At 73.0% G+C, this 24325-nt stretch carries 22 protein-coding genes and 1 pseudogene; 12 read left to right on the top strand and 11 right to left on the bottom strand.

Features of this window, described 5'->3' with window-relative positions; translation table 11 throughout:
• Nucleotides 1-41: 41 nt before the first annotated feature.
• Together ACLZOT_RS27760 and ACLZOT_RS27755 are read left to right on the top strand one after the other, a co-directional pair.
• The gene (locus tag ACLZOT_RS27760) at nucleotides 42-1079 is read left to right on the top strand and encodes a rod shape-determining protein (RefSeq protein WP_416971815.1); all 1038 of its coding nucleotides are present in this window, start codon (nucleotides 42-44) and stop codon (nucleotides 1077-1079) included.
• A 5-nt stretch (nucleotides 1080-1084) separates the two neighbouring features.
• A complete protein-coding gene (locus ACLZOT_RS27755) occupies nucleotides 1085-2692 on the top strand; it encodes a GAF domain-containing protein (RefSeq protein WP_416971814.1) in 1608 nt (535 codons plus the stop codon).
• A gap of 75 nt (nucleotides 2693-2767) precedes the next feature.
• Here ACLZOT_RS27755 and ACLZOT_RS27750 read toward each other — a convergent pair whose 3' ends face one another.
• The 6 genes from ACLZOT_RS27750 to ACLZOT_RS27725 form a co-directional block, all read right to left on the bottom strand.
• Nucleotides 2768-3364, bottom strand: a complete 597-nt coding sequence (locus ACLZOT_RS27750; protein WP_416971813.1) for a hypothetical protein — start codon at nucleotides 3362-3364, stop codon at nucleotides 2768-2770.
• Nucleotides 3365-3368: 4 nt separating this feature from the next.
• On the bottom strand, nucleotides 3369-4223 hold the full coding sequence (locus tag ACLZOT_RS27745; RefSeq protein ID WP_416971812.1) for a carbohydrate ABC transporter permease: 855 nt from the start codon (nucleotides 4221-4223) through the stop codon (nucleotides 3369-3371).
• Nucleotides 4220-5146 (bottom strand): carbohydrate ABC transporter permease, encoded by a 927-nt coding sequence (locus ACLZOT_RS27740; RefSeq protein WP_416971811.1) that lies wholly within the window; start codon nucleotides 5144-5146, stop codon nucleotides 4220-4222. Before ACLZOT_RS27740 ends, ACLZOT_RS27745 begins: the two co-directional genes overlap by 4 nt.
• Nucleotides 5143-6411 carry an ABC transporter substrate-binding protein gene (locus ACLZOT_RS27735; RefSeq protein ID WP_416971810.1) on the bottom strand — a complete coding sequence of 423 codons (1269 nt, stop codon included), beginning with the start codon at nucleotides 6409-6411 and terminating at the stop codon, nucleotides 5143-5145. Before ACLZOT_RS27735 ends, ACLZOT_RS27740 begins: the two co-directional genes overlap by 4 nt.
• A gap of 23 nt (nucleotides 6412-6434) precedes the next feature.
• Nucleotides 6435-7343 (bottom strand): PmoA family protein, encoded by a 909-nt coding sequence (locus tag ACLZOT_RS27730; protein ID WP_416971809.1) that lies wholly within the window; start codon nucleotides 7341-7343, stop codon nucleotides 6435-6437.
• 171 nt (nucleotides 7344-7514) lie between these two features.
• Complete coding sequence (locus ACLZOT_RS27725) at nucleotides 7515-9056, bottom strand: FG-GAP-like repeat-containing protein (protein ID WP_416971808.1); 1542 nt, start codon at nucleotides 9054-9056, stop codon at nucleotides 7515-7517.
• Nucleotides 9057-9556: 500 nt separating this feature from the next.
• Here ACLZOT_RS27725 and ACLZOT_RS27720 point away from each other — a divergent pair, with 500 nt between their 5' ends.
• Entirely contained in the window at nucleotides 9557-10177 is a 621-nt protein-coding gene (locus ACLZOT_RS27720; RefSeq protein WP_416971807.1) for a DUF6461 domain-containing protein, read from the top strand.
• 26 nt (nucleotides 10178-10203) lie between these two features.
• On the opposite strand, the pseudogene ACLZOT_RS27715 reads toward ACLZOT_RS27720, so the two are convergent.
• A pseudogene (locus tag ACLZOT_RS27715) lies at nucleotides 10204-10488 on the bottom strand (DUF4344 domain-containing metallopeptidase); the annotation flags it as partial.
• Nucleotides 10489-10603: 115 nt separating this feature from the next.
• Complete coding sequence (locus ACLZOT_RS27710) at nucleotides 10604-11299, bottom strand: SDR family NAD(P)-dependent oxidoreductase (RefSeq protein ID WP_416971806.1); 696 nt, start codon at nucleotides 11297-11299, stop codon at nucleotides 10604-10606.
• Nucleotides 11300-11401: 102 nt separating this feature from the next.
• Between ACLZOT_RS27710 and ACLZOT_RS27705 the strand changes: the two genes are divergently transcribed.
• Entirely contained in the window at nucleotides 11402-12244 is an 843-nt protein-coding gene (locus ACLZOT_RS27705; protein ID WP_416971805.1) for a helix-turn-helix domain-containing protein, read from the top strand.
• Here the strand turns inward: ACLZOT_RS27705 and ACLZOT_RS27700 are convergent.
• The gene (locus ACLZOT_RS27700; RefSeq protein ID WP_416971804.1) at nucleotides 12238-12957 is read right to left on the bottom strand and encodes a DUF6081 family protein; all 720 of its coding nucleotides are present in this window, start codon (nucleotides 12955-12957) and stop codon (nucleotides 12238-12240) included. The genes ACLZOT_RS27705 and ACLZOT_RS27700 overlap by 7 nt on opposite strands.
• Before the next feature lie 201 nt (nucleotides 12958-13158).
• On the opposite strand from ACLZOT_RS27700, the gene ACLZOT_RS27695 reads away from it, so the two are divergent.
• The 6 genes from ACLZOT_RS27695 to ACLZOT_RS27670 all read left to right on the top strand — a co-directional run bounded on the left by ACLZOT_RS27695 (nucleotide 13159) and on the right by ACLZOT_RS27670 (nucleotide 19687).
• Nucleotides 13159-13725: a (2Fe-2S)-binding protein gene (locus tag ACLZOT_RS27695; protein ID WP_416971803.1), complete on the top strand. Its 567-nt coding sequence runs from the start codon at nucleotides 13159-13161 to the stop codon at nucleotides 13723-13725.
• Nucleotides 13722-14714 carry an FAD binding domain-containing protein gene (locus ACLZOT_RS27690; protein WP_416971802.1) on the top strand — a complete coding sequence of 331 codons (993 nt, stop codon included), beginning with the start codon at nucleotides 13722-13724 and terminating at the stop codon, nucleotides 14712-14714. Before ACLZOT_RS27695 ends, ACLZOT_RS27690 begins: the two co-directional genes overlap by 4 nt.
• Nucleotides 14711-16807 carry a xanthine dehydrogenase family protein molybdopterin-binding subunit gene (locus ACLZOT_RS27685; RefSeq protein ID WP_416971801.1) on the top strand — a complete coding sequence of 699 codons (2097 nt, stop codon included), beginning with the start codon at nucleotides 14711-14713 and terminating at the stop codon, nucleotides 16805-16807. The genes ACLZOT_RS27690 and ACLZOT_RS27685 overlap by 4 nt, the downstream gene beginning before the upstream one ends.
• Nucleotides 16800-17894, top strand: coding sequence for an XdhC family protein (locus ACLZOT_RS27680; protein ID WP_416971800.1), 1095 nt, complete (start codon nucleotides 16800-16802; stop codon nucleotides 17892-17894). Before ACLZOT_RS27685 ends, ACLZOT_RS27680 begins: the two co-directional genes overlap by 8 nt.
• A 39-nt stretch (nucleotides 17895-17933) precedes the next feature.
• Nucleotides 17934-18773: a class I SAM-dependent methyltransferase gene (locus ACLZOT_RS27675; protein WP_416971799.1), complete on the top strand. Its 840-nt coding sequence runs from the start codon at nucleotides 17934-17936 to the stop codon at nucleotides 18771-18773.
• A gap of 65 nt (nucleotides 18774-18838) precedes the next feature.
• A complete protein-coding gene (locus ACLZOT_RS27670; protein WP_416971917.1) occupies nucleotides 18839-19687 on the top strand; it encodes a helix-turn-helix transcriptional regulator in 849 nt (282 codons plus the stop codon).
• 330 nt (nucleotides 19688-20017) lie between these two features.
• Here the strand turns inward: ACLZOT_RS27670 and ACLZOT_RS27665 are convergent, their stop codons facing one another.
• Entirely contained in the window at nucleotides 20018-20797 is a 780-nt protein-coding gene (locus ACLZOT_RS27665; RefSeq protein ID WP_416971798.1) for an MBL fold metallo-hydrolase, read from the bottom strand.
• 217 nt (nucleotides 20798-21014) lie between these two features.
• Between ACLZOT_RS27665 and ACLZOT_RS27660 the strand changes: the two genes are divergently transcribed.
• Nucleotides 21015-21896: an AraC family transcriptional regulator gene (locus ACLZOT_RS27660; RefSeq protein WP_416971916.1), complete on the top strand. Its 882-nt coding sequence runs from the start codon at nucleotides 21015-21017 to the stop codon at nucleotides 21894-21896.
• Here ACLZOT_RS27660 and ACLZOT_RS27655 read toward each other — a convergent pair.
• Complete coding sequence (locus ACLZOT_RS27655) at nucleotides 21853-22920, bottom strand: saccharopine dehydrogenase family protein (protein ID WP_416971797.1); 1068 nt, start codon at nucleotides 22918-22920, stop codon at nucleotides 21853-21855. The genes ACLZOT_RS27660 and ACLZOT_RS27655 overlap by 44 nt on opposite strands.
• Nucleotides 22921-23047: 127 nt before the next feature.
• Between ACLZOT_RS27655 and ACLZOT_RS27650 the strand changes: the two genes are divergently transcribed.
• Nucleotides 23048-24016, top strand: coding sequence for a helix-turn-helix domain-containing protein (locus ACLZOT_RS27650; protein WP_416971796.1), 969 nt, complete (start codon nucleotides 23048-23050; stop codon nucleotides 24014-24016).
• Nucleotides 24017-24325: the final 309 nt, after the last annotated feature.

Below are 24325 nucleotides of genomic sequence, written 5' to 3'. Positions count from 1 at the left end.
GACCGGCGGTCCCACGGTCGTGCTCTCGGGAGGACCTGTCCATGACCGCCAGCTTGGAGCAGTTGCGCCGCTGCCACTTCGCCGTCGACCTGGGCGCGGCGAGGACGCGGGTGTACGTGAAGGGGGCCGGGCTCGTCGTCGACCAGCCGTCGGCCGCCGCCGTCAACACCCGTACCGGCGCGCTGATCGCGGTCGGTGAGTTCGCCGAGAAGATGACCGGGCGCACGCCCGACTACATCCGGGTGGTGCGGCCGGTGTCCGGCGGGACGGTCGTCGACATCGAGATGGCCCAGCGGATGCTGCGCCACCTCCTCGGGGACAAGATCCGCCGCCAGCTGCGCTACAAGCCGCGTCTGCGGGCCGCCGCCTGCACCCCGCACGACGCCGACCCGCTGGCGCAGCGCGCGACCATCGAGACGCTGGTGGGGCTCGGGGCGCGGCGGGTGGAGCTGGTGGACACGCTGACGGCCGCCGCGATCGGCTGCGGGCTGCCGGTCGAGCGGCCCGAGGCGACCATGATCATGGTGTGCGGTGCGGCGGCCACGCAGGTCGCGGTGCTGTCGCTCGGCGCGATCGTCACCGCCGAGCGGGTGCCCGTCGGCGGGGTGGCCGTCGACCACGCGATCGTCCAACACCTGCGCCACCAGCACGAGTTGATCCTGCCCAGCCAGTCCGTACGGCCCCTTCAGCTCGCCCTGTCCGGCAACGGCCTCTCCCCGCACGGCCCTTCGTCCACCGAGATCCACGGGCGGGACGTCGCGACCGGCCTCGCCCGCTGCGTCCAGGTCGACACGGCCGCCGTCCGGGACGCGATCGAGACGCCGCTGACCGCCGTACTCGACGGTATCGGGCGGGTGTTGCGCAACTGCCCGCCCGACCTCGTCGCCGACCTCGCCGACCGGGGGATCATGATGGTCGGCGGCTCGGCGCTGCTGCCGGGCTTCGACCAGATGCTCCGCGAGGCCACCGGCATGCCGGTGCACATCGCCGACCGGCCCGACATCTGCGCGGCGCAAGGGCTCGGCATGATGCTCGAAGGGCGCATCCAGCCGCTGGAGTTGAACCCGATCAGCGCCTGACGCGCGTGCGGCTCGACGCGCTGCTCGCCATCGGGACGGACCTCGAACTCGCCACGACCGTACGGCACATCGTGGACGCGGCCGCCGAACTCACCGGCTCCCGCGGCGCGGTTCTGGAGACCGGCCCCTGTGACGCGCCCGTCCTGCACGTCCCCGTGGAGGGGTACGGCCGCCTGCATCTCGCCGGCGACCGTCCCTCCCCCGCCCTCGACGTCCTCGCCGCCCGAGCGGCCGCCGCCCTCGCCGGTGCCCGGCTCTACGAGGCCGCGCGCCAGCGGGAACGCTGGATCGAGGGCGCCGCCGCCGTCACCACCGCCCTGCTCTCCGACGGCAGTTCGGCCGACCCCCTGATGACCGTCGCCGACCGCGCCCGCCTCCTCGCCGACGCCGCCGCCGGAGTCGTCCTCCAGCCCACCGCCGAGGGCGGCATGGAGATCGTCGCCGCCTCCACGTACGACGACCCCGGTGACATCGTCGGTACGACGATCCGGCCCGGCAGCACCGTCCTCGTCCAACTCCTCGGCGGTGAGCCGGTGTTCATCGACGACTCGGCGAGCGACCCCCGGATGACGACCCACGTACGCCACCGGTTCGGCCCCAGCATGATGCTCCCCCTCCAGGCCGACGGCCGCCTCATCGGCACCCTCGCGCTCCCCCGCCGGCACGAGGGCCGCCCCTACACGGAGACGGAGAGACACCTCGCCGTCCAGTTCGCCTCCCAGGCCGCCGTGGCCCTCCTCCTCGCCGACGCCCGCCACCGCCGGCAACGCCTCGCGGTGTACGAGGACCGCGACCGCATCGCCCGGGACCTCCACGACCTGGTGATCCAACGCCTGTTCGCGACGGGCATGATGCTCCAGGCGACGGGGAGACGGGCGGCCGGGGGTGGACGGGGGCAGGGCCGGGGGAAGAACGGCGGGACCTTGCCGAACATGGAGGCCGGGGTCGAGCGACCCCAGGGCGGTGGGGCCGGCGGCGAGTCAACTCGATACGGGCAGGCGGGAGATGAGCGGGCCCAGGGGGAGCAGGCCGAAAGCGGGCGGGTCGAGGACGAACAGACCGAAGCCGGAGGAGCCCAGCACGAGCGGGCCAGGGACGAGCCAACCCCACACGAGCGAACCGGAGTTGAACAGACCCGGCACGAGCGGGCCAGGGACGAGCCAACCCCGCACGAGCGAGCCGGAGTTGAACAGGCCCGGCACGGGCGGGCCAGGAGCGGGCCGCCCCAGCACGAGCCGGCCGGAGGCAGGCCGGTCGGAGACCAGCGCGCCGAAGCCGCCATCGACGCCGCCGTCACCGAACTGGAAGCCACCGTCCAGCAGATCCGCACCGCCATCCTCCGCCTCCAGCAACCCCCCGCCGAACCGCCGTCGGGCCTGCGCGCCCGTCTTCTGCGGGAGGCCGCCGCCGCCCTCGGCACCCAGCCGTCCGTCCGCTTCACCGGCCCCGTGGACGCCCTGGTCCCCGACCACCTCGCCCCCACCCTCCTCACCGCCCTGCGCGAAGCCCTCACCGGACGCACGGACGCGGACATCGAGGTGTTCGCGGACGGACGGACCGGCGTACGGCTGGCGGTGGACGGCCGGACGGTGTGGGAAGCGCCCGCCGCCTGAACTCCCGCGCCTGAACCCCCGCGCCTGAACCCCCGCACGCGCCCGCCTCCTAGACGCCCCGAAAAAGCTCCCCCCTCAACTCCCCTGTACCTCCCGCCGCGTCCGCACATCGATCGCCGTCAGCGCCAGCGCCAGCGGCCCCGGCACGAGAAACGCCAGCGGCAGCAGCATCCACGCACACAACACCCCCGTGACCACCGCGAGCAGCACCAGCGCACTCCCCCCGGCATCCCGGACCGCGTCATCGAGAGCCGCCCCGACCGCCGCACGCCAGTCGCTCACCGACTCGGGTCGCCCACAGGCCCGCAGCCCGACGAGCGCCGCACAGCAGCCGATCGCCCCCGCCGCCAAGGCGAACACCGCGCCCCCGGGCAACCCCGCCCGCGCCAGCGCGAGATCGGCCAGGAACCACAGCACCCCCGCCACGGCCACTCCCCCCGCGACCAGGTCACCGCCCCTCAACCGCCGCCGCAGCAGCGAGAAGTACCGCCCCGCGGTGGCCGGCCGGTCCTCCCCCGCGCCCCGCAGCACCGCACAGGCCGTGGAGAGCGCGGCCGGGATCGTCACAACGGGCAGGCAGGCGACGGCCGTTGCGAGCCCGACGCTCATCGTGTCGGCGAACAGGGAGAACCGGGGCCCGAACAGCTCACCCGGTTCACGCACACCGCTCATCCCCTCACCCCTTCAGCCCCGAACTCGCCATGCCCTCCACCAGGAACCGCTGGAAGGCGAGGAAGAACAGCACGATCGGCAGCAGCGCGATCACCGACATCGCGAACATCGGCCCGAACGACGACTGGCTGGACGCGTCGACGAAGGACCGCAGCGCGAGGGTGAGGGTGAACTTGTCGGGGTCGAAGAGGTAGATGAGCTGCGTGAAGAAGTCGTTCCAGGTCCAGATGAACGTGAAGATGGCCGTGGTGATCAGCGCGGGCCGGGTCAGCGGCAGGATGATGTGGAAGAAGCTGCGGAACGGCCCGCACCCGTCGATCCGCGCCGCCTCCTCCAGCTCACGCGGCAGCCCCCGCATGAACTGCACGATGAGGAAGACGAAGAACGCCTCCGTGGCAAGGAACTTGGGCAGGATGAGCGGCCAGTACGTGTTCACCAGGCCGAGTTGGTTGAAGATGATGTACTGCGGGATCAGCACGGCGTGATGCGGCAGCATGATCGTCGCGATCATGAACGCGAACAGCGGACCGCGCATCCGGAACCGCAGCCGCGCGAACGCGTACGCGGCGAGCGAGCAGCTGATGACGTTGCCGAGGACCGCACCGCCCGCGATCAGCAGGGAGTTGGTGAGCAGCCGCGTCACGGAGACGCCGCTCACGCCGTCGAGCGCCGTGGAGTAGTTGGACCATTCGAGATGGCTGGGCCACAGGTCGAGGCTGGCGATGACCTCGTTCGCGGGCTTCAGCGACGTCATCAGCAGCCACGCCAGCGGATACAGCATGACGAGCAGCGCGGCGAGACAACTCACGTGCAGCACAAGGCGGCTGCGGTTCACGGCGCCCCCACGGATCAGGCTCATCGCTCCCCCTCCGACGCGTAGAAGACCCAGGCGCGCGACGTACGGAACAGCACCGCCGTCACCACCCCGATGACGACGAGCAGCACCCACGCCATCGCCGAGGCGTAACCCATGTGGGAAGCCACGAACCCCCGGTCGTAGAGGTACATCGTGTAGACGAGCGTCGAGTCGGCCGGCCCGCCCTTGCCCGCGCTGATCGCGAAGGCGGGCGTGAAGACCTGGAACGCCTGGATGGTCTGGAGGACCAGGTTGAAGAAGAGGACGGGGGACAGCATCGGCACGGTGATGGACACGAACTGCCGCCACCGACCCGCCCCGTCGACGGCCGCCGCCTCGTACAACTCCCTCGGTATCTGCTGGAGTCCGGCGAGGAAGATGACCATCGGCGCCCCGAACTGCCACACCGTCAGCAGCGCCACGGCGAGCAGGGACCAGCCGGGTTCGTTGACCCAGCCGCCGGTGCCGAAGAGGTTGTCGACCGTGCCGCCGTCGTTGAAGACCGCCCGCCAGACCAGGGCGATGGACATCGACGCGCCGAGCAGGGACGGCGCGTAGAACGCCGAGCGGTAGAAGGCGCGTCCGCGTCGCATCGACTTCAGCGCGAGCGCCACCGCGAGGGCCAGGGCGAGTTGGAGGGGGACGGCGATGACGACGTACGTCAGGGTGGTGACGACGGAGCGCCAGTAGCGGGGGTCCTCCGTGAACATCTGCGTGTAGTTGCGCAGGCCCACCCAGCGGGGCGGGTTGAACAAGTCGTAGTCGGTGAAGGAGAGATACAGCGAGACGGCCATCGGGGCGAGCGTGAGGCCGATCGCGCCGAGCACCCACGGGGAGAGGAACACCCAGGCGGCGCCCTCGCGTTGACGTTTCGGCCGGACAGGCGCGGGGGGCGCCTCGGCAGGCCGGGCGATGGTGGTGGTCATGACCGCAGCTCCGCCTTCGCCTCGGTGACGTAGTTCTCGGCCGCCTCGCGGGGCGACATGCGCTCGTAGGACACCTGGTCGTAGTCGCGCTGGAAGGTGGTCTGCAACGCGCTGTCCCCGGCCGGCGGGGCCTGCGGCGGGTCCTTCAGCTTCCCTTCCAGGGACGCCTGGTAGTCGGCGATGGTCCGGTCGAAGTCGGCGAGCTGCGGCTCGACGGCCTCCCGGACCGACTCGTTGACGGGGATGCCGCGGGTGGCGCCGAGGACCTTCGCCGCCTCCGGGTCGTTGATCATGAAGTCGATGAACTTGGCGGCGGCGTCCGGGTGTTGTGTGTCCGCCGAAGCGCCGAGGAACATCGACGGCTTGAAGTACTGCCCGGGTGTGCCGTCCGGCCCGGTCGGCATCTGCGCGAGCCCGACGCCGCCTTCGAGGAGCGCCTTGAACCCGCTCGCGGGGGCGTCCCAGTTGGTGTCCGTGACCGACTTGCCGCGCCCGAGCGGGGTGTTCTCGACCGTGCCGTCGAGCTGTGTGGTCTGCTGGGCGGGCGATACGACGCCCTCGCGGCGCAAGCCGTCCGTGAACGTCCACCACTTGGTCAAGTCGTCGGCGGTGAACCCGAGTCGCTTGTCCTTGGTGTACAGCGTCCTGCCCTGGCCGCGCAGCCAGACCTCGAAGCTGTCCTCGCTCCAGCCGGGGTCGGTGGCGCCGGGTTTCCCGGTCGCCTTCGTCAACTCCCGCATGGCGTCGGCCCATTGCTCCCAGGTCCAGGGCCCCTTCGGGAGCGGTACACCGGACTCCGTCCACGTCTTCACGTCGTACGCGACGGTCTCCGTACCGCGCCCCTGGGGGATCGCGTACTGCACGTCGTCCACGCGGCCGGTGGCCAGCAGGCCCGGGTCGATCTGCGAAGTCCTCAGCGTGGCCTGCTCCTTGCCGAGGTCGAGGAGGATGCCGCCGTCGGCGTACTGGTCGATCTGCCGGTAGTCGAGCTGCATGACGTCGGGGGCGTCGCCGCCGGCCGCCTGGGTGGCCAACTTCTGTTTGTAGGCGTCGTATCCGGCGAACGACGTCTGGATGTCGATCCCCGGGTTCGCCTTCTCGAACAGGGCGACGGCCTTCTCCGTGCGCGCGGCCCGGTCCGGGTTGCCCCACCAGGTGTAGCGCAGGACGACGGCGCCGTCCGCCGAGGCGGAGCCGCCGCAGCCGGCCAGCGTCGCGCACAGCAGCAGCGCGGCGGCGGCCGAGAGTCCCTTGGTCCGGTGCATGCCTGCCTCGCTCTCCTCGTGCCTCAGGTCCAGGGGAGTCCCGCGAGATGCCCGGCGACGCGCTCTCTGTCCCACGCGCCGTCCGCGAACACCACCCGGTAGCGGTACGCGAACGACTCCCCCGGCGGCAGCTCGAACTCCTCGAAGAACGCCCAGGAGAACGAGACCGTGGGGATGGGTTCGGCGCGGACGAACCAGTGGTGCGTGGCATCGTTGTCCGGCCCGTGCTCGAAGACGAGCGTCGAGTGGCCGTCCACGTCGTCGTGTTCACCGGTGTAGGCGAGCCACGGCGTCTGCGTGCCCATCAACTTGTCGGCACCGTCGCCCTCTTGGGCGAAGGCGGTGCCGCCCGTGAAGTCGCGGGGTCCGCGCCAGTGCAGCCCGGTGTACCCGGCGAGTTCACGCCCGGCGGTGGTGGGCGAGCCGAAGGCGAGGGGGACGTCCCTGAGGTTGGTGAGCCGGATCGACCAGTCCAACGCCCAGGCGCCGGCGGCCTCGTCGACGGAGTGGACGCGAACTCCCCTCACTTCCCTGGCCCATTCGGCGCCGCCGTTCTCGATCCAGGTCAACTCCTCGGTGAACGCGAGCTGTTCGTCCTCGACGGTGAACTCGACGAACCCGTCGTGCCGCATCGAGCCGACGATGTCCGGCAGGTCGAGGTAGCCCTCCCCGTGCACATAGCTGTGCCCGCCCCAGAAGTTCTGCCCCGAGAGGTGGCTCGCCGTCATCTGGAGGCCCTTGTGCCACCGGTGGTCGCTGGGCCGGTACCCGCTCACCAGCCGTCCGCCCAGCGTCCGGAGCGGGTGCGCGTACGGTTTGCGCGCCTCGTACGCCTCCGGGTCCGGCCGGTACACGTACCTCAGGATCTCGGTCCCGTTCGCGGCCTCCACCGCGATGTGGTCGCCGTGGACATGGGTGACACGGATGGTCATGCGAACTCCCGCCGGAACCAGAGAGAAAGCGTTTGCTCGCGTGACCCTAGAGGCGGACGGAATGTCAGGACAACCCCTGTGCAGGGACCGGCCGGAAAGAAACGGAAGAAAACTTTCACGGCCGGCGCCCTGGCGGGCCTTCGCCCCCTCAGGAGGGAGCGCTCCGTCGGCTCAGAGGATGATGCGGTACGGCCCCCAGCCGGTACCGGCCTGGTAGCGGGTGCCGAGCGTCTCCGTGCCGGCCTTCCCGGTCCCGGGGTAGACCCAGAGGGTGCCGTCCGACGCCTGCCGCGTCAGCACGTCCGTCAGCCCGTCGCCGTTGAAGTCACCGGTCCGGGTGACGTCCTGCGACTGCCAGCTCCGCCCGATCTGGTAGCGCGTACCGAAGGCGCCACTCGTCCTCCCCGTCCCCGGGTACACCCACAGCGTGCCGTCCGACGCCTGCCGCGACAGCACGTCCACGCGCCCGTCGTTGTCGAGGTCGCCGATGGTCACGGCGTCCTGGCTGTTCCAGCCGGTGCCGACCTGGTAGCGGGTGCCCAGGACCGCCGGGCCGGACTCGGTGGTACCCGGGTAGACCCAGAGGGTGCCGTCGGACGCCTGGCGGGTCAGTACGTCCGTCAGCCCGTCGCCGTTGAAGTCACCGGTCCGGGTGACGTCCTGCGACTGCCAGCTCCGGCCGATCTGGTAGCGCGTACCGAACGTGCCGCTCGTCTTCCCGGTCCCCGGGTACACCCACAGCGTGCCGTCCGACGCCTGCCGCGACAGCAGGTCGCCGTTCCCGTCGTTGTCGAGGTCGCCGATGGTCACGGCGTCCTGGCTGTTCCAGCTGGTGCCGGCCTGGAAGCGGGGGCCGAAGGTGGCGCCGCTCGCGTTGCCGGTGCCCGGGTAGACCCACAGGACGCCGTCGTCCGACCTGATCGCCGGGAGGTCGGCCTTGCCGTCGGCCGTGAGGTCGAGCGGGTTGCGGGAGGTGGTGTGCCGGACCCAGGCACCGAGGTCGTCGACGCGGGTGTCGACGGCGCCCGTACGGGTCTCGGCGGGGTCGATGCCGAGGCAACCGCCCTGCCAGGAGCGGGAGTTGACGGCGACGAGTTCCGTGACGCCGTTCACCGTGCGCAGCGCGGGGCCGCCCGCGTCGCCCTGGCAGACGGTCGCGGTGTCGGAGCCGTTCAGGTCCACCGTCGTGGCCGTGGTGGAGGCGACGGTGAAGGAACCGGCGTGCAGCTTGTCCGGCACCCACTCGGTCTTCGTCCGCCCGAAGCCCGCCAGCGTCAGCACCTCGCCCGCGGCGGCCGGCGTGGTCGCCAGCGGCACCGGCTTGACCGCCGGGTCGGTGACCTTCGCGGCGAGCTTGAGGAGCACCAGGTCCCGGTCGGCGTGCGGGACGAGCCGGATCGCGGGCAGGACGGCGCCGGTGGTCTGCGTCAGGTCGGTGCGGCCCACGGTGACCGTGGTGGCCACCGCCGGTCTGCCCGTGGGGAGTTGGCCGACCGTGCCGAAGCAGGAGGCCGCGGTCAGTACCCACTGCGGGTCGACGAGGGTGCCGGTGCAGGCACTCTGCTCACCGACGTTGACCTTCGCGACGTACGTCAACTGGTCAGGCGCGGCAGGGCCGTTCACGGCCGACGCCGAGGAGGCGTCCAGCATGAGCGGGGCCGCGAGCAGGGCGGCGGCCAGCAGGGAGAGGCGTGGGCGGGTGGAAAGGTGCATGAAGCGTCGACTCCTGGGCACGAGGACCGCGCGTCCGACGAACGCCGGGACGCGGAGCGGTGGGCGAACGGGGTTGCGTCTGCGGCTACTTGGAGGACCTGATCTCGCGTCCCGCCGGATCCGCGGCCTCGACGGCGCCTGAGGCCGGCCGTACGCGCGGCGGCCTCCCCGGTGTTCTGCCGTACTCCTTCATCGCGTCCCCCGTTCGTCGCCGGCAACCGGACGGCCGTCGCCGGGCTCGGTGTTCGGGTACGCAGGAATGCGACGGGGAAGCAGCCCCCTCACCTCTCGCATCGAGAGGCCCCCCGGTCTCGGCGATTGTCGTCCGCGTCGCCATACCAACACGAAGCGTCCGCCAGGTCGAGGGCCGGAAAACACGACATACCGCGTCAACCCCAACGCATCATCCGTGATCTGCGTCACGCTCTCCGAAGGTTGTACGTACGTCTGTGGAGGACCTGCGAAAGCATCCCCTCACAGACGACCTGCGGAGGCGGAACATGGCGGCACCCACGGACATCCGTACGCTCGGCTGGGCCGCGGCCTGGATGTGCGTCACCTTCACCCGGGGGCTGACCCCCGAGGAGGTGTTCACCCGGTACGGAGCCGACCCGGCACAGGCCCGCACCCTCGCCGCGGACGACGCCCCCGGCGACGGCACGGCCCCGCTCCTGCGCTCCGGGCGGCTCAACGGCTGGACGTTCTGCGTCGAGGAGGACGGCGCCACCGGCTCCTGGCACGAGACCCTCACGGCCCTGTCCCGGGGCACCGAGACGTACAGCGTCCTGACCACCGACGGGCTCGACGTGTTCCAGCACTGGCGCGACGGCACCTGCGTCGAGAACTTCGAGCCCGGCATGGAGCACACCCGCCCCGACCACCCCACCCCCTGGTGGAACCGGACGGAAGCGGCGCTCGCCGAACACGCGGGCACCGACGCCGGAATGGCCCCCGTGGTCGCCCTGCTCCTCGACCACCTCGGCATCACCCTCACCGACACCACCCTCGCGGGCCCCTGGCCCACCCTGACCCTCACCGAGGACACCACCCCACCGGCGCCACGGGGTGACACGTACGCGGGCGAGGGCCCGGTACCACCCGGGACACCGCTCGTCTTCTGAATACCGACAGCCCCCGGATCAACGGCTCACCCCTCCCGCAGAGCCGGCCCGAGCGCCGTCGACCAGGCAGCGCGAACCGCGGCCCACTCCCGCCCACAGCCTTCCGCCCGCCCGGCGGGAAGGGCGTCCGGGCCGACAAGCCCGCGGTGGCGCCCAGGTGCGGCCCCGTAGACCCAGCAGAGTTCGTCGACGTACCGCTCGCGGTCCGAGGAGTGCTCGCCCTCACTGCCGTCCTCGACGCGCCCGGCCGTCTCCGCCGCCGCGAGCAACCGCCGCTCACCGACAGCCCCTTCGTCCAGCAGCATCATCGCCGCGAACCGGTCCCACCGGCCGCCCCACCCTCAGCAGCCCGGCAACCGCCGCGACGGCCTCCTCGGCCGGCCGGAGCCTCGTCCGTGCCGGGCACGCCTCAGGTGCAGGGGCGGATCACCAGGGCATCGCGCCGTTGCGGTCGACGAACGTTCCCGTCGGTCCGTCGGGGCCCATCGTCGCGAGGGCGACGATCGCGTCGGTCCCCTCGGTCACCGTCTGGGGCCCGCTGTGTCCGTTGAAGTCGGTCGCGGTGTACCCGGGGTCGGCGGCGTTGACCTTGATGCCGGGCCAGGACTTGGCGTACTGGGTGGTCAGCATGGTGACGGCGGCTTTGGACGCCGTGTAGAGGGGGGCGATGTTGATGCCCTCGGCGCGGGTGGCGTCCTGGGTGAGGGTGAAGGAGCCCATGCCGCTGGAGACGTTGACGATGACGGGGTGGGCGGACTTGCGCACGAGGGGGAGGAAGGCGTGGGTCACCCGGACGATGCCGACGACGTTGATGCCGAAGACCTCGTTCGCGTCGTCGGCGGTGAGCTGGTCGGCGGGGATGTGGGGTCCGAAGACGCCCGCGTTGTTGATGAGGACGTCGACGGTGCCCTCGTGGGCGGCGACGTCGGCGGCGGCCGCGGCGACGGACGCGTCGTCGGTGACGTCGATCTGCACGAAGCGGGCACCGAGCGCGTCGGCGGCGGCCCGCCCGCGCTCGGGGTCGCGCGCGCCGGCGATGACGGTGTGGCCGGCCTCGATGAGGCGGCGGGCGGTCTCGTAGCCGAGGGACTTGTTGGCCCCGGTGATGAAGGTCGTGGTCATGTGTCCACTGTCGGCGCGGGCCGGGACGGCAACCAGTGCCCCCCGCGACAGTAGGACCGCCAGTACCAGGCACGACGGCCGCACGGCGGACACAATGGCCGGGTGGACGAGACTCTTGGCACGGCGCTGCGCCGCTGGCGCGACCGGCTCTCCCCCGCCGACGTCGGGCGGGCCGCGCAGCCCGGACGGCGTGCGGCGGGGCTCAGGCGCGAGGAGCTGGCCGAGCTGGCGGGCCTGTCGGTCGACTACGTGGTCCGGCTGGAGCAGGGCCGCGCCACGAACCCCTCGGCGCAGGTCATGGCGAGCCTGGCGAGGGCGCTGCAACTGCGGCCGCTGGAGCGCGACCACGCCTACCGGCTGGCCGGCCTGCTCCCGCCCCAGGAGGGCACGGTCTCCACACATGTCCCGGCGGGGATCCAGCGGATGCTGGCCCGGCTGGGGGACCTCCCGGTGGGCGTGTTCAGCGCCGACTGGACGTTGCTGTCCTGGACCCCCTCGTGGGCGGTGCTGCTGGGCGACCCGGGCGCGAAGGCGCCCGCCGACCGCAACCTCGCGCGGGCGGTCTTCGCCACGGGCCCCAGCCGGCTCGCGTCCTGGCCGGTGGTCCAGGGCGACGACTCCCTGAACCCGGCCCTCGTCGCCGATCTGCGGACGGCGCTCGTCGACCACCCCCATGACCGTGCCCTGGCCGCCCTGGTCGAGGAACTGCGCTCCACCAGCCCGGAGTTCACCCGGCTGTGGGACGGGGGTGCGGTGGGCCCGCACGTCTCGGCCCGCAAGACCGTCGTGCACCCCCAGGTCGGCGAGGTGACGTGCGACTGCGACGTCCTCACCGTCCCGGGCTGCGACATCCGGCTCGTCGTCTACACGGTGGCCGCGGGCTCGGCCGACGCGGAGAAGCTGGAGTTCCTGCGGGTCACGAACGGCTCCCGGGTGTCTCAGTAGCGGACCCGGAGATCACGCCAGCCGGCCGTGAGCCCCTGCCCGAGCAGGGATTCGCTGTCCCCCTCGACGACGGGGTGCGCGGTGAAGACGCCCATGCCGACCTTGAGCGACGCGGGAAGCCCGGCGGCCAGCTCCTCGTGCAGGGTCCTCCCGTCCATCCGCCAGGTGATCCGCCGGGCGGCCGTGTCGATGACGATCTCGCCGTCGTGGTACCGCCCGGGCACCGCGTCCGGCCCGAACAGCGGGTCGCCCACCAGCCGGGTGAAGGGCGCGGCCACCCCGGGGTACGGCAGCTGCTCGCTGATCGCGAAGACGGTGTCGCCGCTCGTGCACAGGTCGTAGACCCTGCCGCCCACGGGATCGCAGAGCACGAAGGCCGCGAAGCCGTCGCGGGGGTCGTACGGCGTCGCGTCGAACCGCTCGGCCGCGAGCGAGGCGGAGAAGCGGACCGTGCCCGCCCCGGGCAGGGCGAAGTCCTCGGTGGACAGCACGAGGAACTTGCAGTTGTCGGCCATCTGGACGGGGTGGCCCTGGGTGAACCGGTCGACGGCGACGGACACTTCGCCGCCGCCGACCGTGACCTCGGCCTCCGGCTCGTGGGCGACGAACGTCGTGCCGTCGGGGAGGGGGAAGCTCAGGTGGAACCAGCGGGTCATGTCGAGGGCGGGCCCCTCGAAGAGGTCGTAGACGTGTCCGGATGCGATGGTCGTCATGGTGATGCGTTCCTTCGGGTCGAGGGGGCGGTCGAGCGGGTGCCGGCCGACGCCACGCATCACTCTCCGTGAGTTCCGGCAGGCCAACCAGTGCCCTCCGTGACGGTGGGATGCTCGGTACCAGGCACGAGGGTGGTACCGCCGGTCCTCCGGTCGACCCGTCCCTGGTTGCCGTCCGCCGCCGGGATCATCGTCAAGGCCATGAAGACGACGGCCCCCTCCAAGGCGAGTCCCACGGCCAGCACCATCACGCTGCGTGTCAACGGCGAGAGACACACCCTGCCCGTCGACCACCGCACCACCCTGCTCGACGCCCTGCGCGAGCACCTGGGCCTGACGGGCGCCAAGAAGGGCTGCGACCAGGGCCAGTGCGGCTCCTGCACGGTCCTGCTCGACGGCCGCCGGACGGTGTCCTGCCTCCAGCTCGCGGTGGCCGCCGAGGGCCGGGAGATCACCACCGTCGAGGGCCTCGCGGACGGTGACCGGCTGCACCCGGTGCAGCAGGCGTTCCTGGACCTGGACGGCTACCAGTGCGGCTACTGCACGTCCGGGCAGATCTGTTCGGCCGTCGCGATGATCGAGGAGCACGCGGCGGGCTGGCCGAGCGCCGTCACCGAGGACGTCGGCGCCGCCGAGCCCCCGCCCCTGTCACCGCAGGAGATCCGGGAGCGCATGAGCGGCAACCTGTGCCGCTGCGGCGCGTACGTCGCGATCGTCGAGGCAATCGCCCTCGCCGCGTCGGGCGGCGGCACGGAGGCGGCGGCATGAGGGAGTTCGGCTACCAGCGCGCGTACGACGTCGCCGGCGCCCTCGCCCTCCTCGACGGCGATCCCGGGGCGCGTCTCCTGGCCGGCGGCACCAACCTCGTCGACCTCATGAAGGCGGGCGTCGAGCGCCCGGCCCGCCTGGTCGACGTACGCGGACTCCCCCTGGACGGCGTCGAGTTCACGGACGACGGCGGCCTGCGGATCGGGGCCACCGTCACCAACAGCGCGCTCGCCGCGCACCCGGAGGTCCGGGGCCGTCACCCGGCGCTGGCGCAGGCCGTGCTGGCCGGGGCGTCGGGGCAACTGCGCAACATGGCGACGGTCGGCGGCAACCTCCTCCAGCGCACCCGCTGCGCCTACTTCACCGACGTGACCAGGCCCTGCAACAAGCGGATCCCCGGCAGCGGCTGTCCCGCCGTCGGGGGCGAGCACCACAACCACGCGATCCTGGGCGCCTCCGAGCACTGCGTGGCGACCCACCCCTCGGACATGGCGGTGGCGCTGACCGCGTTCGACGCGGTCGTCACGTACGAGACGGCCGGCGCGCGGGGCGAGATACCGCTCGCCGGCCTCTACCTCCCGGTCGGCGACACCCCGCACCGGGAGACCGCCCTGCCCCCGGGCGCGCTGATCACCGCCGTGACCCTGCCGCCCGCCCCGGTCGCCGCCCGCTCCCGCTACCGCAAGGTCCGCGAGCGTGCCTCGTACGCCTTCGCGATCGGGTCGGTGGCCGCCGCGCTGGACGTCCGGGACGGTGTCGTCCAGGACGTGCGGCTGGCCTTCGGGGCGGTCGCCTCCCGGCCGTGGCGGGCCCGTACCGCCGAGCGGATGCTGACCGGGGCCCCGGCCCGCGCCGAGGTCTTCGGCGCGGCGGCCGACGCCGAGCTGGCGCAGGCGCGGCCCCTCCCCCACAACGCCTACAAGGTGACCCTCATGCGCAACCTCGTGGTGGCCACGCTGACCGAACTCGCCGAGGAGACCGCCCGATGACCCCGCACGGGCATGTCCGCGTGGAGGGCCGGGACAAGGTCACCGGTGCCGCCCGCTACTCCGGCGAGATCCCCTTCGAGGGCCTCGCGTACGGCTGGCTCGCGCTGTCGGCCGTCCCGCGCGGCCGGATCCTGGCGGTGGAGGCCGACGCGGTGCGGGCGATGCCGGGCGTGATCGACGTCCTGCACCACGGGCACGCGCTGCCCGTCGACACCGGCCGGCTCTCCCACGGGCACCCGCCGGACGGGACGTACGCCCTCTTCCAGAGCGACCGGGTGCCGTACGCGGGCTGGCCGGTGGCGCTGGTCGTCGCCGAGACGTCCGAGCAGGCCCGGGAGGCCGCCGAGGCGCTCGTGGTGCGCTATGAGCGCGAGCCGTACGACCTGGCGTTCTCCGCCGACCGGCCCGACGCGTACCCGGTGACCGGGCTGGGCGGGCCGGGGCGTACGGAGAAGGGGGACGTGGCGGCCGGACTCGCCGCGTCGGCCGTCGTCGTGGACGCCGAGTACACCACCCCGCAGGAGCACAACAGCCCGATGGAGCCGCACGCGGCGACCGCCCGCTGGGACGGCGGGCGCCTGGAGGTCGTCGACTCCAACCAGGGCAGCCCCTTCGTCCTCGACCAGCTCGCCCGGCTGTTCTCGCTGGACCCGGCGTCGGTGCGGGTGCGGACCGAGCACGTCGGCGGCGGCTTCGGCAGCAAGGGCAACGTCGGCGTCCACCAGATCGCCGCCGTGATGGCCGCGACCCTCCTGCGGCGCCCGGTCCGGGTCACCCTGACCCGGCGCCAGATGTTCTCCCTCGTCGGCTACCGCAGCGCCACCGCCCAGCGCGTCCGGCTCGGCGCGGACCCGGACGGCCGCCTGCGCGCCCTGGACCACCGCTCCCTGAGCATGACCTCGACCGTCCACGAGTACGTCGAGGCGGCCACCACGATCTCCCGTGTCATGTACGACGCCGACGCGCACCGCACGGCCAACGAGGCGGTCCGGCTCGACGTGCCGACCCCGACGTTCATGCGGGCGCCCGGCGAGGCGCCCGGGTCGTTCGCGCTGGAGTCGGCGCTCGACGAACTCGCCGAGAAGCTCGGCATGGACCCGATCGAACTGCGGATCCGCAACGAGCCCGAGCGGGGGCCGGTGTCGGGGCTGCCGTTCAGCGGCCGGTACCTGGCCGAGTGCTTCCGGGAGGGCGCCCGCAGGTTCGGCTGGGCGGACCGCGACCCGCGCCCGGGGGTGCGCCGCGAGGGCCGCCGGCTGCTCGGTACGGGGACCGCGGCCGGCTCCTACAACGTCGGCGCCGCCCCCTCCACGGCCGCCGTCACCGCCGAGGCCGACGGCACCTTCACCGTCCGGATCGCCGCCTCCGACAACGGGACCGGCGCCCGCACCGCGCTCACCCTGATCGCCGCCGAGACGCTCCGCGTGGACCCCGGACTGGTCCACGTGCACATCGGTGACAGCGACTTCGGGCCCGCCGCGTTCGGCGCCGCCTCCCTCGGCACCCGCTCCTGGTCCTGGGCGATCCAGACCGCCGCCGGGGAACTGCGCGAGCGGCTGCGGCAGGATCCCGGCATCCCGCCGGAGGGCGTCACCGTACGGTCCGACACCACCGAGGCCGTCGCCGCCCTCGCCCGCAAGGAGCGGCACACCTTCGGGGCGCACTTCGCGGAGGTGGCCGTCGACCCCGCCACCGGGGAGGTCCGGGTACGGCGCATGCTGGGCGTCTTCGCACCCGGCCGGATCGTCAACCCCCTCACCGCGCGCGGCCAGTTCACCGGCGCGATGATCTGGGGCATCTCCATGGCCCTGCACGAGGAGGCGTTCCGCGACCACCTCACGGGCGGCGTCGTCGGCGCCGACCTCGCCGGCTACCACTTCTCCGCGCACGCCGACGTCCCCGCCGTCGAGGCGCACTGGCTGGACCACGAGGACCCCGACGACCCGGTGGGCGTCCGGGGCATCGGCGAGGTCGGCAACGTCGGCGCGGCGGCGGCGATCGCCAACGCGGTCTGGCACGCGACGGGCGTCCGCCACCGGGACCTGCCGATCAGGCCGGACCGGGTGCTGGCGGCGGGGGTACGCCATGCGTGACATCGCCGACCAGCTGATCCGCTGGGTCGAGGAGGCCCGCAGCTTCGCCGTCGCCACGGTCGTCTCGGTGACCGGCAGCAGCCCGCGCGGCCCCGGCGCCGCCCTCGCCGTGGACGCCGAGGGGACGGTGATCGGCTCGGTGTCCGGGGGCTGCGTGGAGGGCGCGGTGTACGAGCTGTGCCGCCAGGCCCTGGCCGACGGCGAGCCGGTCCTCGAACGCTTCGGCTACAGCGACGAGGACGCCTTCGCGGTCGGCCTGACCTGCGGCGGCGTCATCGACATCCTGGTCACCCCCGTACCCGCCGGCACCCCCGCCGGGACCGCGTTCCGCTCCGCCGTCCTGGCCGCCGTACGCGGTGAACCGGTGGCGCTCGCCCGGGTGGTGCGCGGCCCGGACGGCACGCTCGGCGCGGGCCTGCTCGTGCGGCCCGACGGTGTGTACGAGGGAGGGCTCGGCGGGGGTGCGGAGCTGGACCGGGCCGCGGTGGCCGAGGTGCGCGCCCTGCTGTACGCGGGTCGCGGCGGCACGGTCGAGCTGGAGGGCCGCACGCTGCTCGTCGAGTCGCAGGTGCCGCCGCCCCGCATGATCGTGTTCGGGGCGATCGACCACGCCGCCGCGCTCGTCCGGGTCGGCAGGTTCCTCGGCTATCACGTGACGGTCTGCGACGCCCGCCCGGTCTTCGCGACCCGGGCCCGCTTCCCCGACGCGGACGACGTCGTCGTGGGCTGGCCGCACCACTACCTGCGGCGGACGCCGGTCGACGCGCGCACGGTGCTGTGCGTCCTCACCCACGACGCCAAGTTCGACGTACCGCTGCTGACCGAGGCCCTGCGGATGCCGGTCGCGTACGTCGGTGCGATGGGCTCGCGCCGCACCCACGCCGACCGGACCCGGCGGCTGCGGGAAGCCGGCCTGACGGACGGGGAGCTGGCGCGGCTGCGCTCCCCGATCGGCCTCGATCTCGGGGCGCGGACGCCGGAGGAGACGGCCGTCTCCATCGCGGCGGAGATCATCGCGGCCCGGCAGGGCGGCACGGGCACCCCACTGACCGGCGCCGCCACACCGATCCACCCCACGGCGGCCTGAAGCCGCTCTCTCCCCCCCCCCACACACAGAGGAACGACGATGGACGAACACCCCACGCAAGCCGCCGGCTATGTCCTCGGAGCGACGGACCTGGAGCATCAGCGCCTGATGCTGCAAGGCCGGATCCTGCGGCCCGCCACGGAACGGTTCCTGCGCCTGAGCGGCCTCACGCCGGGCATGTCCGTCCTCGACCTCGGCTCGGGCATGGGCGACGTCTCGCTGCTGGCCGCCGAGATCGTGGGGCCGCGCGGCCGGGTCCTGGGCGTCGACCGCGACCCCGTGGCCACGGAGAAGGCCCGCGGCCGGGCCCGCAGCGAGGGCTTCGGCACCGGCCTCGGCTTCGAGGTCGCCGAACTCGACGAGTTCGACACCGCGGAGCGCTTCGACGCCGTGGTGGGCCGCTACGTCCTGCTCTACCAGAAGGACCCCGCGGACCTGCTGCGCCGGTTCACCCGGTTCCTGCGGCCCGGCGGGATCCTGATGTTCCACGAGGTCGACTTCACCGGCCACAACCCGAGTTGGCCGCCGAGCCCCCTGTGGGACGCGTGCAACCAACTCCTCTCGGACGTCTACCTCGCCACCGGTACGCCCCCCGACTTCGGCCGCCGGCTGAACCGCACCTTCCTCGACGCGGGGCTGCCCGCCCCGGGCGTCGTCTGCGAGGCCCTCGTCGCGACGGGCCCGCACTCCCCGCTCGTCCCGTGGCTCGCGTACACGCTGCGCAGCGTCGCCCCGGTGCTGGCCCAGGCGGGCCTGTCCCTGCCCGAGGGCCTCACCGCCGACGACACCCTGCCGCAGCGCCTGGCGGAGGCGGTGTGGGAACAGGGCAGCCAGGTGCTGGGCGCGTTGCAGTACGGCGCGTGGACGAGGGTGCCGTGAGCGGCGGTGCCCCGGGCGCGCGACCGGAACTCGGGCCGGCGCTGCGGCGCGCGGACGAGGATGCCGTGAGCGGCGGTGCCCCGGGCGCACGACCGGAACTCGGGCCGGCGCTGCGGCGCTGGCGTGACCGGCTCTCCCCCGAGGCGGCCGGCCTGTGCGCCGGCGGGCGGCGGCGGGCGCCCGGGCTGCGTCGCGAGGAACTGGCCCGGCTCGCCGGGATCTCCCTCGACTACGTCACCCGCCTCGAACAGGGCCGGGCGGCCGCGCCCTCCGGGCAGGTCGTCGAGGCCCTGGCACGGGCGCTGCGGCTCGCGGGAGACGAGCGGGCGTCCCTGTTCGGCCTGGCCGGGCTGGCGCTTCCGGGCCCCGAGGCGGTGCCGTCGTACGTCCCGCCCGGTGTCCTGCGGCTGCTGGACCGGCTGGCGGGGACCCCGGCCGCGGTCACCGACGCGGCCCTGACCCTGCTGGTGGCCAACCCGCTGTACCGGGCGCTGACGGGCGACATGTCCCGCTCGCGCGGCTTCGAACGCAACGGGGCCTGGCAGGTGTTCCTGGGCGCGTCCGGCCGCTTCCGGCACACCCGCGCCCAGGAGGCCGGCCTGGTCCGCGACCTGCGGGCCGCCGCCGACCGGTACCCCGCCGACCCTCGACTGCGGCGCCTGATCAGCACGTTGCGCACGGACAGCGAACGGTTCGCCGAACTGTGGGAGGCGGACGTCACCGGCGGCCCGGACCTCTCCCGTACGACGATCGAGCACCCGCAGGTGGGCCTCATGACCCTCGACCGCACCGTCCTCCGGCTGGACGGCACCGGCCTTCGCGTCCTCGGCTACTCGGCCGAACCGGGCACCGAGGACGCCGAGAAGCTGAGGCTGCTGGCGGTGATCGGTACGCAGAGCATGGCCGCCGGCTAGAACCTCGGGGGCTCGGGGCGAGCGCGGCGGCGATCCAGGGCATTCCCGCCCGGGAGACGGCCGGGAGGACCCGGCGATACAGGCGAACAGGGCGGCGAAACCGAGGCTCCCGGTGAGCAGGTAGCCGGTGAAGGAGCCGTCGCGGAGCAGGCCGCGCATCGTCCGCGGCACGGTCGCCGGCCCACCGCGCCGACGCCGTACGGCCGGCAGCGTCTCGGGGAGCGCCGAGCCCGCAGACGGCGGCCGAGGGTGTCGCTGAGCGGGCCGAGCGCGGTGAGGGAGCCCAGGACGAGGACGAGCGGGAGCATGGGTCCGTGGCGAGGCTGATGGTCAGTGACCGGCGCCGAACAGCGACCGGTTGGCGATGTCGATGAGGAACGGCCCGGTGTGGGTGGGGTACCGGTCCACGATGGCCTTCTTGTACGCCTCACCGTCGTCGCCCAGCAGCGCGCGGGCGTCGGCGAGGTACCGGCGGATCCCGGCGTAGACCTCCGGCCCGGCGGGCAGGCCGTGACCGGCGAGGACGGTGTCGTACCCGGTCTCGGCGGCCAGCGCGTCGACGGCCTTCTCCCAGCCGGTGATGTCGTTGTTGCCCAGGTAGAGGTGGACGTCGTGGTAGACGAGGTCCTGCGCGACCAGCACGCCCTGCTCGGGCAGTTTGACGAGGAGTTCGTCGGCGGCCTCACCGCCGGAGACGGCCTCGAAGACGAACGGCACGCCGTCGATGGTCTCGGTGCCGGGGACGACGGCGACGTCCGGGGTGAAGTCGGTGAGCGGGACGGTCTCTCCGGTGGGCAGGGTGCTGTCGCCGCGGGCGATGATCTGTTCGCGGACCTGGGGCAGGGCGTGGACGGGGGCGGCGAAGCGGGCGGCGCCGTTGTAGTGGTCGGGGTGGGCGTGGGTGATGATCAGGCGGTCGACGGGCTTGCCGAGGCTCTTGGCGTACGCGACGGCCTCGTCGGCGTAGGCGGGGTTCAGCTGGGCGTCGATCGCGACGATCCGCGCCGGGGTCTCGATCAGCTGGGTGGTGGCGTGGAAGGTGTCCGCCGGGGACATGTAGCTGTGGATGCGGACCGCGCCCTTGTCGAGGACCGTGACCGTGCCGTTCATGGGAGGCTCCTTGCGGTGGAGGCGGCCTCGCGCCGCCTCGGTGACCTCCACTCTCGTCGTGGAGCCGCAGGTGGGCGAGGTATGCCGAAGACGCGGCATGGTCAATCGGGGACATGGGTCACAATGGCCCGGCGAGAACGACGATCGAGAGCCTCGGGAGGCCGCGATGTGTCCGGCGGACCTGGACGCCGGTGGTCCCTCCCGGTTGCGGGCGGGCATGGACGCCGGTGGTCCCTCCCGCGGCGGCGCGATCCCCCGGCTCGGCTTCAACCCGCCCGACGAGCGCGTCCCCGGCTTCGAGATCATCGACCTGGCGACCCTGCACGAACGCCGCCGCCGGCCCGACGCGGTCCACCGGGTCGACTTCCACACCCTCACGCTGATCACCGGGGGCAGCGGGGAGCACGCGGTCGACTTCGTGACGTACCCCTGCCGCCCCGGCACCCTCCTGTGGATCCGGCCCGGCCAGGTGCAGCGCTTCACCGCCCCCGGCACCACCGCCGGCACGCACCTCCTCTTCACCCCCTCGTTCCCACCGCCCTTCAGCGGCGCCGAGCGCCTGGTGAACCAGTGGTACGGACCGGTGTGCCGCCAACTGGGCACCGGCCCCCACTACACCGCCCTGGCCACCCTCCTGGCCCAACTGCGGACCGAGTACGACAGCACCGCCCACCCCGTATCGACGGAGATCCTCCAACTCCTCCTCGCCACCGCGCTGTTGCACCTCGACCGCCTGCCCCACCCCGACCACGGCACCGACCCGGCGGCCGGCGGCGAGACCTACGCCCGCTTCCGCGCCGAACTGGAACACTCCTACGCCACCACCCGACGCGCCGCCGACTACGCCCAGCGCCTCGGCTACACCGTCAAGACCCTCACCCGCGCCTGCGCGGCCGCCACCGGACAGCCCGTCAAACACGTCATCGACGCCCGCGTCACCCTGGAGGCCCGCCGCCTCCTCGCCCACACCGACGAACCCGTCTCCACCATCGCCCGCCGCCTCGGCTTCCCCGAACCCACCAACTTCGGCAAGTTCTTCACCCGCCGGACGGGGGTCACTCCGGGCGCCTTCCGCGAGACGCACCGGGGCGGTGCGTGACCCCGTGGAGGTCGAACGCGATGTGCGGGGCGAGTGCGTGCAGGAAGTCCGGCGCGTCGAAGATCTCACCGGCGGAGGCGACGCCGACGGCCTCGGTACGGCCGGTGAGGACGCGTTCGAGGGCCTCGGCGACGAGCGGTGCGGTGACGGCGTAGATGTCCTGGCCGCCGGCCGTGGCCCGGCGTTCGACTCCGCCGGACCGTACGACGGCGTCGACGAGGAAGGTCTGGTCCGAGCGCCCGCTCCGGTCGGCGGGGGCCGGGGCCGGCGTGTGGGGGGCCGCGAGATCACGGACCGCCTCGACGGTCATGTAGGTGGTCACGTCGGGAACGGCCAGGTGCTGGGGAACGGTGACGACGTCCGCCATGGTGAACTCGCCGATCACCTCCCGGGCTCCCACCGGCTGCGGGAAGGTCCACCGGAGCGTGGGCGCGGCGTCGGTGCGGCGTTCCCACTGTCCGCCGCGGTAGCGCAGCCGGACCTCGCCGCGCCGCTCGCGGGAGACGGCACCGGACAGGCGGGTGCCGGCGGTGGGGTGCCAGCTGCTGAGCGCGTAGGCGATGTGGGCCTCGTCCGCTGCCGTCCAGTCGCCCATCGCCGCGGTGGCCAGCAGGTCTCCGAGGCCGCCGAAGAAGGCCATGGCCGGGACGATCACCGCTCCGGCTTCCCGGGCCCGGTCCCGGTAGTGCGCGAAGGTGTCGAGGTTGGCCTCCAGTTCGGCGGCCACGTCCAGGTACGGGATCCTCGCGCGGAGGGCGGCCTCGATCACGGGACCGGTGGTCGTCGCGAAGGGGCCCGCGCAGTTGATGACCGCCACCGCGCCCGCCAGGGCCCGGTCCAGCGACGCCGCGTCCTCGGCCGACGCCACCCGGGCCTCGAAGCCGTACTCCTGGGCCGTCTTCCGCAGCGCCTGGGCGTTGCGCCCGGACAGTACCGGCGCGTGTCCGCGCGCGGCCAGCTCGGCGACCACGAACCGTCCGGTGTGGCCGTACGCGCCGAACACCGCAACCTGCTGAGCCCCCATGAGACTGCCTCCCGTACCGGAACACCCGCCGCGACGGCGATCCGCCGCGGCCTGACCCGCACATCCTGTCCTCGTGGCGGCACCGCGCACGAGCGTCGGAAACGACATGGCGCGTACAGTTTCGGACATGCCCACCGTTGCGCTGGCCGTCACCGACGGCATGCTCCACTACGAGATGTCCGTGGCCGTCGAGGTCTTCGGCACCGACCTGACCCACGTCGTGGACCCCTGGTACGACTTCTCCGTCTGCGGAAGCGGTCCGGTGCGCGTCGGCCGCTTCCACCTGACGCCCGACCACGGGCTCGACCACCTCGCGCATGCCGACACCGTGATCGTCCCCGGCTGGGCCGACACCGACCGCGAACCGCCCGCCGACCTGGTCCGGGCGGTACGCGCCGCTCACGAGGCCGGCGCCCGCGTGGCCTCGCTGTGCACGGGTGCCTTCGTCCTGGGCGCGGCCGGACTGCTCGACGGCAGGCGTGCCACCACTCACTGGGCCCACACCCAGGATCTGGCCCGGCGCCACCCGACGGCCACCGTGGATCCGGACGTCCTCTACGTCGACAACGGCGATGTCCTCACCTCCGCGGGCAAGGCCGCCGCCATGGACCTGTGCCTGCACCTGGTCCGCCTCGACCACGGCTCGGCCGACGCCAACAAGATCGCCCGCCGTCTGGTCGTCCCGCCCCACCGTGACGGCGGCCAGGCCCAGTTCATCTCCACGCCCCTGCCCGAGCCCGGCAACCACCCCCTGGACGGGCTCTTCCCCTGGGCGCTGGAACGACTGGACCAGCCGCTCACGGTGGAGGACCTGGCCCGCCAGGCCCGCATGAGCTCACGCCACCTCGCCCGCCACTTCCGGCACCTCACCGGCACCACACCCCTGCAGTGGCTCCACAGCCAGCGCATCCGCCACGCCCAGGAACTCCTGGAAACCACCAACGCCACCGTCGACACCATCGCCACGGCGACCGGCATGGGCACCGCCACGACCCTGCGCCGCCACTTCCACCGCAGCGTCGGCGTCCCGCCCGACACCTACCGCCGCACCTTCCGCCCCCAGGAACCGGTCCCGGGCGCGCGCCACGGGAGCTGACACTTCACGCTCAGGAGTCCTGCTCGATCGAGAGTGGTACAGCGTTCGCTGCACCGACCGGCAGCGCTCAGACGTTTCATGTGTGCCACCAACAGCATCCTTTCAGTGCAGGAGCCGCGGAGGGCAGGACATCCGGCCCCTCGACCCCGAAAGGGGGATTCGAAGTCCTCATAGAGCGTCCAGATCCCCTCACGCGCCATGATCTGGCAGCCGCTCTTGAGGGATCGCCTCACCAGCCTGTCGGTCCGCGACGCTTCGCCCGCTTCTGAATCCGGCCCTTCAGCTTGGCGTCGAAATACGCGAAGTGCG

Origin of the sequence: Streptomyces sp. 4F14 (assembly GCF_048159485.1) — a bacterium.
Classification (GTDB): Bacteria; Actinomycetota; Actinomycetes; order Streptomycetales; family Streptomycetaceae; genus Streptomyces.
This window is presented reverse-complemented; position numbering and strand designations above follow the sequence as displayed.

What these genes read in the sequence shown, in the direction of transcription:
- ACLZOT_RS27745 (WP_416971812.1), bottom strand. Translation starts at nt 4,223, where the DNA reads ATGAGCCTGATCCGTGGGGGCGCCGTGAACCGCAGCCGCCTTGTGCTG.
- ACLZOT_RS27665 (WP_416971798.1), bottom strand. Translation starts at nt 20,797, where the DNA reads ATGAACGGCACGGTCACGGTCCTCGACAAGGGCGCGGTCCGCATCCAC.
- ACLZOT_RS27675 (WP_416971799.1), top strand. Translation starts at nt 17,934, where the DNA reads ATGGACGAACACCCCACGCAAGCCGCCGGCTATGTCCTCGGAGCGACG.
- ACLZOT_RS27750 (WP_416971813.1), bottom strand. Translation starts at nt 3,364, where the DNA reads ATGAGCGGTGTGCGTGAACCGGGTGAGCTGTTCGGGCCCCGGTTCTCC.
- ACLZOT_RS27730 (WP_416971809.1), bottom strand. Translation starts at nt 7,343, where the DNA reads ATGACCATCCGTGTCACCCATGTCCACGGCGACCACATCGCGGTGGAG.
- ACLZOT_RS27660 (WP_416971916.1), top strand. Translation starts at nt 21,015, where the DNA reads ATGGACGCCGGTGGTCCCTCCCGCGGCGGCGCGATCCCCCGGCTCGGC.
- ACLZOT_RS27700 (WP_416971804.1), bottom strand. Translation starts at nt 12,957, where the DNA reads ATGACGACCATCGCATCCGGACACGTCTACGACCTCTTCGAGGGGCCC.
- ACLZOT_RS27685 (WP_416971801.1), top strand. Translation starts at nt 14,711, where the DNA reads ATGACCCCGCACGGGCATGTCCGCGTGGAGGGCCGGGACAAGGTCACC.
- ACLZOT_RS27760 (WP_416971815.1), top strand. Translation starts at nt 42, where the DNA reads ATGACCGCCAGCTTGGAGCAGTTGCGCCGCTGCCACTTCGCCGTCGAC.
- ACLZOT_RS27725 (WP_416971808.1), bottom strand. Translation starts at nt 9,056, where the DNA reads ATGCACCTTTCCACCCGCCCACGCCTCTCCCTGCTGGCCGCCGCCCTG.
- ACLZOT_RS27680 (WP_416971800.1), top strand. Translation starts at nt 16,800, where the DNA reads ATGCGTGACATCGCCGACCAGCTGATCCGCTGGGTCGAGGAGGCCCGC.
- ACLZOT_RS27720 (WP_416971807.1), top strand. Translation starts at nt 9,557, where the DNA reads ATGGCGGCACCCACGGACATCCGTACGCTCGGCTGGGCCGCGGCCTGG.
- ACLZOT_RS27735 (WP_416971810.1), bottom strand. Translation starts at nt 6,411, where the DNA reads ATGCACCGGACCAAGGGACTCTCGGCCGCCGCCGCGCTGCTGCTGTGC.
- ACLZOT_RS27695 (WP_416971803.1), top strand. Translation starts at nt 13,159, where the DNA reads ATGAAGACGACGGCCCCCTCCAAGGCGAGTCCCACGGCCAGCACCATC.
- ACLZOT_RS27710 (WP_416971806.1), bottom strand. Translation starts at nt 11,299, where the DNA reads ATGACCACGACCTTCATCACCGGGGCCAACAAGTCCCTCGGCTACGAG.
- ACLZOT_RS27690 (WP_416971802.1), top strand. Translation starts at nt 13,722, where the DNA reads ATGAGGGAGTTCGGCTACCAGCGCGCGTACGACGTCGCCGGCGCCCTC.
- ACLZOT_RS27740 (WP_416971811.1), bottom strand. Translation starts at nt 5,146, where the DNA reads ATGACCACCACCATCGCCCGGCCTGCCGAGGCGCCCCCCGCGCCTGTC.
- ACLZOT_RS27650 (WP_416971796.1), top strand. Translation starts at nt 23,048, where the DNA reads ATGCCCACCGTTGCGCTGGCCGTCACCGACGGCATGCTCCACTACGAG.
- ACLZOT_RS27655 (WP_416971797.1), bottom strand. Translation starts at nt 22,920, where the DNA reads ATGGGGGCTCAGCAGGTTGCGGTGTTCGGCGCGTACGGCCACACCGGA.